Source organism: Candidatus Zixiibacteriota bacterium, from assembly GCA_021159005.1.
In the GTDB taxonomy this organism is placed as follows: domain Bacteria; phylum Zixibacteria; class MSB-5A5; order UBA10806; family 4484-95; genus JAGGSN01.
Genome location: JAGGSN010000038.1, coordinates 1 through 10,915, shown reverse-complemented (window position 1 = coordinate 10,915; position 10,915 = coordinate 1). Strand labels below are relative to the sequence as shown.

Genomic DNA, 10,915 nt, shown 5'->3' with positions numbered 1-10,915 from the left:
CAGGCATGAAATATTATGCAAAGCAAAAAGTAGAATAGCGATGTTTGCTGGAGTTGTCCGATGTCTTGTTGTTCTATGGATTGCGAATCAAGCAAGTTTCGCTTGTTGGATAATATTTAAAGAACTCTATGAAAAAGGCCGGACAGTAGTGGTTTAATTTAATTTATGAACTGCTTGAAAAAGGCTCTAACCCTGATTATTCATAAAAAATACTGTAGAGTCATTGCGAGGAACAAATCGACGTGGCAATCTCAATGTTGCCGCGCTAATTACAGATGAGTAGGGCAAGTCGCCGCGTATGCCCTACATAGCTATATTTATTTAGGATAACGCTTAACAGCCTCAGCTATTCTGTCTGCAGCCTTTTAACTATTTCCTCAATGCGGAATTTCAACAGCGAGTCCTGTCCCATAGCCTGTGTAATCTTTTTTATAGAGTGAATAATTGTCGAGTGGTCGCGACCACCAAAAAAGTTGCCAATAGTCTTTAATGAGTAAGTTGTGTTGTTTCTGGCGATATATATGGCAATCTGGCGCGCTGTGGATACCTCAACGGTTTTGCTCTTGCCGGTAATCCTATCAGATGGAATCTTAAAATATTCAGCTACCTTTTTATTTATCTCATCAAGAGAAAGTTCTTTGGGTCTATTGCCGCTTTTCTTGCCGATTATTTCCTTTACAAGCTCGCAAGTAATTTCTCTTCCGGTAAGCGAATAATAAGCTCCGAGTCTTATAAGAAATCCCTCCAGCTCCCGGATATTAGAGCTTATATTGTTGGCAATAAAGGCGGCAACATTCGGCGGTATGTTTAAGTCCTCGGTTTCAATTTTTTTATTCAATATCGCCAGCCTCATCTCAAAATCAGGCGGCTGAATATCAACAACCAAGCCGCATTGAAAACGCGACAGTAAACGCTCTTCAAGCCCATAGATTTCCTGCGGCGGCCGGTCCGATGTTAGTACTACCTGACGGCTGCTCTGGTGAAGTGTGTTGAATGTATGAAAAAATTGATCCTGGGTCGCTTCTTTTCCCGAAAGAAACTGAATGTCATCAATAATTAAAAGGTCTATGCTTCGGTAACGGGTGGCAAACTCGCTTGTTTTTTGAGTGGAAATAGCGTTAATAAAATCGTTGGTAAATTTCTCGGATGTAACATAAAGAACAGATAGATTCTGATTCGTTTGGGTCACAAAATTGCCTATTGCCTGAGCTAAATGTGTTTTTCCGAGACCGACTCCTCCGTATATATAAAGCGGATTAAATTTATTCCCCGTTGGCGCCTCGGCCACAGCTAAAGTCGCGGCATGGGCAAATTGGTTAGAGTCGCCAACTACAAAACTATCGAACGTATACCTTTGGTTCAGAAAAGTTTCAGCATGGAAAAAAGGCTTTTTTTCAGTTGATACGGCAAATTTCGGAATATCAATTGTTTGACCGTCAGGAGATATGGTAAATCTTATTTCCTTTTTTTCGCCAAAGGTGGTTTCTACAGCCTCGTTAATATGATTTATATAGTGCCCCTCCAACCAGCTCGCGATAAATCTGTTTGGCACGCTTATCATCAGCTCGCCATTGCTGTCATCAATAAGCTTAGTTGGTTTCAGCCAAGTATTATAACTTTGCGGCTGCATTCTTTCTCTTAAAATGTCAAGGCATTCCTGCCAGTTTGAATTAGTTTTTTGCATTTGTATGTTGATAACTTGTTAAAACTTGTTGAAAAGTTTTCTTGCTTTTCCCCTTACTTCTTTTTTTATTAGTGAATACAACTAACGCTTAAGAAAGGTAGACTGTTTATTCGTTTGTTAAATTTTACTGCTCTAAAATACCACGACAATTCTACTAACAAATTTATTTCCCCTGCTTAATCATAAGATTCTAATTAAATTCAAACTCAAACATAAAGTCAAGAAATATGCTAAACACATTTTGCAATTTATGTATCTAATAACTATTGATAAACTTGCAGGAGTGATTTTTATTCAATTCCGATTATTTATAGCAAGTTACAAGAATAACTTTAATCCGCTTTTGACTATTAGCTTTTACAAAAGCTAAATTTTACTAGTCATTCAACATATCCTTACACTTTTTATATACTCGTTATTGATATGCCTTCGCTATTAAAAAATTGTTGATAACATTTATTAAAACTTGTTAATACTCGTTAGTATTTTTTTCATAGTTTAATTATTGACACCTTTCTATAATGCTTACTTAATGAGCTGTTGATAACTTTTATAGTAAATCTAAATCGAACTTCTTATTGAACATTATATTATAATAATATCATTTTTTTATTAACATCTCAACATGCTTATTAGTATTATTATATTATATATTAACTAATAAAATAATAATAATACTGTTGATACTTAAGTCTATGGTTTTACATTTTCTTTTTGGAATATGATACTTTTAAAAAATAAATTGACGGATATAATTTGATTAATTAATATCTAACAATGAAAACAAATAAACATACTAATGTAATGTGGAATGCTATAAATGAATATACAATTGTCAATAAAGCAGCTGTTATCGGGAATCATACTTTTGGTGATTTTATCTTTGGTTTTTATGTCTTGTTCAGCAGATGAGAACAATGACAGTATGGCTATGAAACAGCTTATACCTGATAAAATTCTTGGCTGGAGCGCAGAGGAGCTTAAGTTTTACGATAGAGAAACTATTTTTGATTATATGAACGGAGCCGGTGAGATTTACCGTCTATATGATTACCACAAACTATTAGTTAAGCGTTTTAGTAATATTGATAAGTTTGATATAAAAGTCGAAATATTTGATATGGGCAGCTCGAAGGATGCCTACGGTATTTTCAGCCATTCCCGTCAATCTGAAAATATAGGCATAGGTCAAGGTTCGGAGTATAATAATGGTCTGCTTAGTTTCTGGAAATGCGGTTATTATGTATGTGTCTTATCAGGCATAGAAAATGATGAGGCTAAGGAAATACTCTTTAAATTTGCTCAGACTATCGAGTATAATATTAAAGGCAAGGGCATACTGCCGGATATAATAAAGTATCTGCCTGAGGAAGGATTATTAGATAACAGCATCCGCTATTTTCATAGGCATGAGTCTTTAAATTGTCATTATTATCTGGCCAGCGCCAACATACTTAATCTAAATACGGAAACAGAAGCTGTGTTGGCATCTTACAGCCCGGATAAGATGTTCCTGTTAATTATTGATTACGAAAATACTGATTTAGCTGACAAGGCTTATGAAAGCTTTATAAATAATTACATTCCGGAGGCTGACAACGGCCTGGCGGAGATACAGGGAAATAAATGGGTAAAAACTTTACAGCTGGACCATTATATTATTGTGGTATTTGACGCTGGCAATTCTGTTCAAGCTAATAAGCTTGTGGCTGCCGCCGCCGCCAAAATAGAAATGCAGCCTGTAATTTGAAAGCAGATTAATATGATTGATTTCAAAGGCTCAATCAACCGGCGTGATTTTCTTCGCGGCGCTGCCTACACAGGTCTGGCTGCAGCTATGGGTTTATCATCAGATTTTTGCTGGGCAACTACGGAAACCAAAAAGACAAGAGTAGTGCTTATTCGCAATAGCGATGTAATAGACACAAGCGGCAATATTGATTCCAGGATTTTGGGGGAGATGCTTGACCGGGCAGTTGTAAAGCTTACAGATAAAGCCTCCCCACTTGAGGCTTGGAGGCAATTAATCAGTCCTTCTGATACCTTGGGAATTAAAAGCAATGAATGGGGTCCATTACCGACACCGCCGGAGCTGGAGCAGGCTATTAAAGATCGAGCTTTGGATATAGGCATCCCTGCTGAGAATATTGATATTGATGATAGGAATGTATTATATAGCGATGTATTTTTAAATTCAACTGCGCTAATAAATGTCCGTCCCTTGCGAACACATCATTGGTCGGGTATCGGGGGTTGCCTGAAAAATTATATTATGTTTGTGCCAAAGCCGCATGAATACCACGATGATTCATGCGCAGATCTGGCAGCGCTCTGGGATTTGCCGCTTGTTAAGGGCAAAACACGGCTGAACGTTCTGGCAGTTCTTACTCCCCAATTTCATAATATAGGAGCTCATCACTTTGACAAAAAGTACATCTGGCAATACAAAGGCTTGTTGGTTGGTAATGACCCTGTTGCCGTTGATGCTGTTGGGGTACATTTATTAGAGGCTAAGAGAGGGCTGTATTTCAAAGAGGATAAGCCTATTCTACCGCCGCCGCACCATGTGGTTTATGGCGAGATAAGGCATAAGCTCGGTGTTTGCAACCCGGCCAAAATTGAACTGGTCCGGCTTGGCTGGCAGGAGGATGTGCTTATTTAGAGATATTGATGGAAAAAATCTTGCGGACTTGATTACTTTTTGGTAATTATATAGCTAATAGTTGTGTGGTAAAAGTAAAGGGTCATTTTCGGGTAAATGATGACAACAACGCAAGACAATCATTTTATAATAAAGAACAATAAGCTCCTGACCATTTGCTTGATATTTTTATTCATCGCTTCTGTCGGGTTTTATCTATATAAGGGGTTGCGTCATCCTGAAATGATTTTAGATGATGCCTATTTCTTTATCCGCTATGCTGATAATTTCATAGCCGGATTAGGTCATGCCTGGAACTCTGATGGAGTTCAGGTTTATGGCAGTACTAGCCTGCTTCATTTTGTTGTTGTTGTTTGTTTGCGATGGTGTTTGCCTTTTCAAGAGTATGTGATACTTCAATTGTCGTCTTCAATGATGGGGTTCGCCGCTATATTTCTTATGATAATTATCTGCGCTAATTATACGAAGTGGTGGATTTTCCATAAGAATTATCTTTTCTGGACAGCGATACTCACTCCTTTGTTTCTGCTTAACGATGTATTCGTTTTTCATATGCTTAGCGGTATGGATACAATGCTGGGCGTTTTCTGTAATGCCCTATTGATATTGTTTACACTGCGGCTATTGTCCCGATGGCGAACTATAGATTTTGTGTTGCTGATTGTCTCGGCTTATATAACTTATCTGGCTCGTCCGGATAATATCATCTATGCGGTTCTATTTCCGTTATTAGCTGTTAGCATTCTTGGCAATTTAAGCAGCAAACGCGCTTTGGTAATTAAATTTATTATAATCGCTGCAGTAATATTAGCGGCTGATTTGTTGGCTAAAAATATCATTTTCGGAGACCCTTTGCCGTTATCGTTTTATGTAAAACAATCCGGATTCTATGAAAGCTATGCCGGAACATACAGATGGAATCCAATTTTGTTTATAGTGCAGTTTATTAGCATGGCTTTGCCGTTTTTGATAATTCTACTACTATTTTGCAAGAAAAGAAATATGCCGCTGCTATTAGTGTTTCTATCTCCGGTAGTGTTGATATTTTTATATTACTTTTCTATAACTCAGATTATGGGAGTCGGAGCAAGATATTACCTGCCGGCGCTGCCGTTTCTTGTAGTAAGCAGCTCAATGGTTATTGATTCGCGATTAATTAAAAATCCTGATTTTCTTAAACTGACTAAAAAGCGTGTTTTGATATTAATTATTATTGTATCACCAATTACTTTGCTGGATAATGCCGCCGGCTTGTATGAAAGATATATCCTTAAAAGTATCCCGCTTACAGACATAACCGAATATGCGGCTGGTTGTAATAAACCTCTTCCCCAAATCGGTTATTGGGAAGCGATTTTTGAGGTAGCTAAAATCGCCGAGAAAGCTCCGCGTGGGACGGTTATTGCCTTAACCGAGCATGGTTATATCAGCGCCGCCGCGCCGCATGTTGATATAATTGACCCGTTGGGACTGCATGACAGATATTTTGCTCATAAGGGATTCTCTGTCGAGGAATTTTTTAATAGACAGCCTGATTTTATCTGGTTTCCCCATCCTGATTATACTCGCATCGTTCAGGAGATACTTAAAAGCGAGCATTTGTGGCGCGATTATGATTATTATCCAACCGCCTTTGATTACGGAATAGCTATCAGAAAATCAAGCAAACATTTCGATAGGCTGATGGATATAATAAGCGAGTCCTGGCAGGCAAATTATGGTTCTATACAAATGAAAGACTATTTGGCAGAGCCGCTGCATGCTGTTGAAACAGATTGATAACTCAGACTTCGCAAATGTGTAAATTAGTCATTGCTCCACCTTAGGTGTCCGCCATAGGCAGAGCAATGACTTTTGCGGTTATCCCTCATGATGGAGTCCATCTCAAGCGGGGCGACATCCTGAGGCATAGAAAAAGCCTTGCCACCCGATATATCGATTATACCCGTATAAAAGAGATGGCACAGCGAGCCGAAGAACATAGGCTAATACCTGAATATACTGAAAGCTTTTTTAAGAAAGCCTTTACCAAAGCCGAGGGAAAACAGCGTGAACGCAAAGACGGCTTTTTAGCCATCGAATCGATTCCATACGCAATAAGAAGTATTTCGGAGGAAGACAATTTCAAGAGGAACTACGGCGCGTTGATGCGAAGATATCCGATTGTAACTTTCGATAAAGATATTGCCTTTAAAAATTCAGAATCGGAATTTCTTACTTTTGGTCATCCTATTTTTGAGGCTATGATGGTCTGGATTGAACGAAACTTTTCGGGTTGTCTGCTTAACGGAACGACATATATCGACCCTAACGGATTGCTTGACGGTTATATCTTATTCTATGAAGGCAAAATCAAAGACGGGACAGGAAGCATTGCAGGGAAAAGATTATTCGCTTTCTTTACAGGAGATAATAACATAAAATCAGTCGCGCCAGCGGTTATTTGGGACCTTGTTGAAGCAGAAAATCCTGAAGGTTCGTTAGTCGATATAGATTCTCTTAAAGGAAAAATATCAACGAAGGTAATTAAGGATCTTGAAGAGTATAAGACCGAGCTTTTAGATGAGCGCCGCAGGCAAGCCGATATCAAGAAAAAATATGGCATTAAATCGCTTGAGCATCTTATTGTTACTCTTGACGGTGATTTAATTCCGCTGTTTGCCCGAAAAGAAAAGGGCGAAAAAGTAGACATCGTAATCAGAAATAAAACCGAGAGAAAAAACGGTTGCGAAAAAGCCCTGGATGAATTGAAAGAACTTATCGAAAAAGAACAACGCCTTACGATGAGTATGCCTCGTTTCAAAGGCATCATCAGAGTCAAGCCTGCAATGAAAGTTCATAAAGCTATGTGAAGCGATGCAGAAGTTGAATGTTGGGCAATGGAAATCGCGATGGAATACGAAATAAAACAGGGTAGGAAGCCAGAGGATGTATCAGCACAAAACCTTGGTTTTGATGTTCGCTCATCCGGTGATAATGATGAAGTGCGCTATATTGAAGTTAAGGGACGATAGGGGCAAGATGCCGCAGCTTTAACACAAAACGAATGGTTTAAGGCACGAAGATTCAAAGATGAATATTATCTTTATGCCGCAATGAACACTATGACACATCCGGAACTTTATATAATCCAAAATCCCGCCGAGAATGTGGAAGCCGAAGGGAAAATAGAGACTGTCAGATTCTTGATGTCGTTCAAGGAAATAGCCACAAAAGGAAAGAGGGAATTTGAAGAATAAAAAGCGCTTTATAGAAGAATCCTTTCCAGTCAAAGAAGTAAGCTTCCACTCCGCCAAGGAAAAAAATATCCGCCAAGGCCATATTTCAACTCTGCACATATGGTGGGCAAGGCGACCATTGGCATCGTCAAGAGCGACCGCTTATACCGCCTTGATACCACCGGCGAAAAATGCCCAGGAATGGGATGAAAAGCAGCAATTTATTACTGAATTATCAAAATGGGAAAATTCCCTCAACAAAGACCTGATCGAAAAGGCGAGAAAAGATATCCTTAAAGCAAACGGCGGTAAACCACCTAAAGTGCTCGATCCGTTCTCCGGCGGGGGAGCTATCCCATTAGAAGCTATGCGGCTTGGCTGTGAAACATACGCCAGCGATATTAATCCTGCGGCGGTTCTAATTTTAAAATGCACGCTTGAATACCCCCAGAAATACGGCAAGCCAGGAGAAGTAATTAAAGAAGTTTAGGATTTTGGAAAAAAGAAAAAAGTAAAAACCAAAGTTCAGAATATGCTGCTGGAAGATGTTAAAAAGTGGGGAGAGTGGGTACTTGAGGGAACCAAAAAGGAGATAGGGAAATTCTACCCCGAGGAAACTGACGGCTCCATACCTGTTGGCTATATCTAGGCTCGGACCATTCCCTGCCAGAATCCCTCCTGCGGCGCAGAGATACCTTTGATGCGGCAGTATTGGTTGGCTAAAAAAGACAATAAAAATGACGCCCTTTATCCTGATGCAGCAAACGGCAATGTCGAATTCAAGATAGCTGGAGATGGCTGCAGGAAGAAAATCCCCAAAAATTTCGACCCAAAAAAAGGAACTGTTGCCCGGGCAGCAGCTACCTGCCTTATTTGCGGCGCAACCATCGAGGCGAATAATACCAGAAAACTATTTCAGGATGGAAAGGCTGGGCAAAGGCTGATTGCCGTAGTTCTGCACAACCCTAAAAAACGGGGTAAGCATTACCGAATAGACAATGATGAGAATCTGAAAATTTTCAAAAAGGCTGAAAACTACCTGAAAAAGAAGCGGGAAAAGCTGATGAGTGAATGGGGTATCGACCCTGTGCCAGATGAACCTATAAAACGCGTTCCAGTTAGTTTTGGAGTAATAAATGTTTGGGTATATGGTATGAACACTTGGGGCGATCTCTTCAACTCCCGGCAGAAATTAGCGCTTATTACATTTGTGGATAAAGTGCGCAGGGCGCATGAAATGATGCTGAAGGATGGGTATGAAGAAGAATATGCGAAGGCGGTGGTGAGCTATTTAAGTCTTATTGTGAGCAGAATACCGGATACAAATTTTACTATTTGCCGCTGGGATGGTTCTTGGGAGAAAACCTCAACTACTTTTGCGAGGCAAGCATTACCGATGAATTGGGATTATATTGAAGCCAATATCATTGGAGAGAAAGGTTGCAGCTGGCAGAATATTCTAAAGAGTTTATTGGCCGTTTTTCACAATATTACTATAAAATCTATATCATCCGTAGATTTATCACACTCTTTAGCTACTTTGCTTCCCCATTTAGATGACTATTTCGACGCGGTTTTTACTGACCCGCCTTATTACGACAATGTCCCCTACTCCTATCTATCCGACTTTTTCTACGTCTGGCTTAAAAGGTCAGTAGGGCATATTCATCCAGACTTATTTTCAACACCCCTAACCCCCAAGAAAAACGAGATAGTCGCCTATTCACACGGCCCAAAAGGTTATGAAGGCGGGATTAAATTCTTTGAAGAGATGCTTAAAAAATCCTTTCAAGAAATTCATCGCGTTTTGAAGCCTGATGGAATAGCAATAATTGTCTATGCCCATAAATCAACCGCAGGTTGGGAGACATTGATTAATTCACTTCTCGATTCGGGGCTGGTAATGACAGGTGCGCGGCCTATCAATACCGAAATGAAAAAAAGATTAAGGGCAAATGAATCAGCGGCGTTGGCATCGTCAATTTATATTATTGCTCGTAAGATGAAGCGGGAATCTACCGCTTTTTATAATGATGTTAAAAATGAGCTGAAAAATTATCTCGATAAGAAACTTGAGCATCTCTGGGAACAGGGTATCAGTGGTGGGGACTTTTTCATTGCGGCTATTGGGTCTGCTATCGAGGTTTTCGGTAAATACGAGAAGGTGATGGATTTGTATGCGTCAGGATGGAAGCTTGCGACATCCTGACGCCGGAAAGCATCTATCCGGATAGACAATATTTGAAAAATAATATATTTTGCTTTCATACCAGCAGCCGATTAATATATTATTACCAAAACGAAATATGGCTTAAGGGGTAAATCAGTGTACCGATTTTTCGCACTTTTTAAACAGATATTCACTGTTCTTTTTCTAACAATCATCGCCGCACCGTTATTTGCGGAGTTATCAAGTTTACAAATTGAGGGCAAGCCCGAGAAATCCTCCGATGAGTTCATTAGCCGGAGGGATGCCAACGGCAGAATATGTGCCGCTATTCAGGTGTTATCCGATATGGAGGGCTTTGCTTATGATTCCTATAACGGCATTGTCGGTGATATAGAACATAAACCCGGTATGGATATAGTATTCCTTCAGCCGAGTGAGCGGGTTCTGCAAATATTCCAAACAGGATATGAGCCTCTGAAGATAATACTCTCAGAAATCGGCATACAGTTAAATAGCAAGGATGTCTGGAAAATCAGGATTACCAGCGATAAGAAATTAACCGAACTGCCAGTTGTCATTATCACTAAACCCAGTGGCGCGTTAGTATTTATCGATAACAAGAATATGGGAACAGGCGAGCAGTTTAATATCCGCAAGGGCAATCATCAATTAAAACTGGTTAAGGATGGTTATCAACCGCAAATTGAAACTATTAGTATTGACGCCAATAATACTCTGTTTAAATATACATTGCAGGAAATCGAGGATGTCGATTTGATGATTACATCCGAACCCGATAGCGCCATGGTTTATATTGATAATGTCAAATTTGGCACAACTCCTATCAGCGATTTCTATCCTGCCGGCAAATACCCTATCCGAATTGAAAAGGAATGGTATGTTGCTTATGAAGATTATATCGATATACAGCCGCCGCAAACTAAAGAAAACTATAAATTGAATCCCGATTTCGGCTCGATTGAGATTACATCCTCCCCGCAGAACGATATGGATATTTACTTTAATGGTGTTTACCAAAATGTGAAGACTCCGCATATATTCAATCAGCTCAGACCCGGTTTATATAAGGTTAACGCCCGGTCTCAGTATTATGAATCGAATGAGATTGAAGTTCAGCTTCAGCGGGGGAAAGCTGAAAAGGTAGGCCTAATCAGCAAAGT

Annotated in this window: 7 protein-coding genes and 2 pseudogenes; 8 read left to right on the top strand and 1 reads right to left on the bottom strand. The window is 39.6% G+C overall.

The window, feature by feature from the left end; genetic code table 11:
• Positions 1 to 346 precede the first annotated feature (346 nt).
• Positions 347 to 1,684: a chromosomal replication initiator protein DnaA gene (gene dnaA, locus J7K40_02575; GenBank protein ID MCD6161279.1), complete on the bottom strand. Its 1,338-nt coding sequence runs from the start codon at positions 1,682 to 1,684 to the stop codon at positions 347 to 349.
• 892 nt (positions 1,685 to 2,576) lie between these two features.
• Here dnaA and J7K40_02570 point away from each other — a divergent pair.
• The 8 genes and pseudogenes from J7K40_02570 to J7K40_02535 all read left to right on the top strand — a co-directional run.
• Complete coding sequence (locus J7K40_02570; GenBank protein ID MCD6161278.1) at positions 2,577 to 3,434, top strand: hypothetical protein; 858 nt, start codon at positions 2,577 to 2,579, stop codon at positions 3,432 to 3,434.
• A 12-nt stretch (positions 3,435 to 3,446) separates the two neighbouring features.
• Positions 3,447 to 4,346 carry a DUF362 domain-containing protein gene (locus J7K40_02565; GenBank protein MCD6161277.1) on the top strand — a complete coding sequence of 300 codons (900 nt, stop codon included), beginning with the start codon at positions 3,447 to 3,449 and terminating at the stop codon, positions 4,344 to 4,346.
• Between the two features lie 96 nt (positions 4,347 to 4,442).
• Positions 4,443 to 6,125 carry a hypothetical protein gene (locus J7K40_02560; protein MCD6161276.1) on the top strand — a complete coding sequence of 561 codons (1,683 nt, stop codon included), beginning with the start codon at positions 4,443 to 4,445 and terminating at the stop codon, positions 6,123 to 6,125.
• Between the two features lie 68 nt (positions 6,126 to 6,193).
• Positions 6,194 to 7,198 carry a hypothetical protein gene (locus J7K40_02555; protein ID MCD6161275.1) on the top strand — a complete coding sequence of 335 codons (1,005 nt, stop codon included), beginning with the start codon at positions 6,194 to 6,196 and terminating at the stop codon, positions 7,196 to 7,198.
• Between the two features lie 39 nt (positions 7,199 to 7,237).
• Positions 7,238 to 7,360 carry a DUF3883 domain-containing protein gene (locus tag J7K40_02550; GenBank protein ID MCD6161274.1) on the top strand — a complete coding sequence of 41 codons (123 nt, stop codon included), beginning with the start codon at positions 7,238 to 7,240 and terminating at the stop codon, positions 7,358 to 7,360.
• A 9-nt stretch (positions 7,361 to 7,369) separates the two neighbouring features.
• Positions 7,370 to 7,585: pseudogene (locus J7K40_02545) on the top strand (hypothetical protein).
• Positions 7,575 to 9,773 (top strand): annotated as a pseudogene (locus tag J7K40_02540) (DUF1156 domain-containing protein). The pseudogenes J7K40_02545 and J7K40_02540 overlap by 11 nt, the downstream one beginning before the upstream one ends.
• Before the next feature lie 117 nt (positions 9,774 to 9,890).
• The coding region (locus J7K40_02535) for a PEGA domain-containing protein (GenBank protein ID MCD6161273.1) at positions 9,891 to 10,915 on the top strand (1,025 nt) is incomplete at its 3' end.

Coding starts and splice junctions, on each gene's coding strand:
- dnaA (MCD6161279.1), bottom strand. CDS start 1,684: ATGCAAAAAACTAATTCAAACTGGCAGGAATGCCTTGACATTTTAAGA.
- J7K40_02570 (MCD6161278.1), top strand. CDS start 2,577: ATGTCTTGTTCAGCAGATGAGAACAATGACAGTATGGCTATGAAACAG.
- J7K40_02565 (MCD6161277.1), top strand. CDS start 3,447: ATGATTGATTTCAAAGGCTCAATCAACCGGCGTGATTTTCTTCGCGGC.
- J7K40_02560 (MCD6161276.1), top strand. CDS start 4,443: ATGATGACAACAACGCAAGACAATCATTTTATAATAAAGAACAATAAG.
- J7K40_02555 (MCD6161275.1), top strand. CDS start 6,194: ATGACTTTTGCGGTTATCCCTCATGATGGAGTCCATCTCAAGCGGGGC.
- J7K40_02550 (MCD6161274.1), top strand. CDS start 7,238: ATGGAATACGAAATAAAACAGGGTAGGAAGCCAGAGGATGTATCAGCA.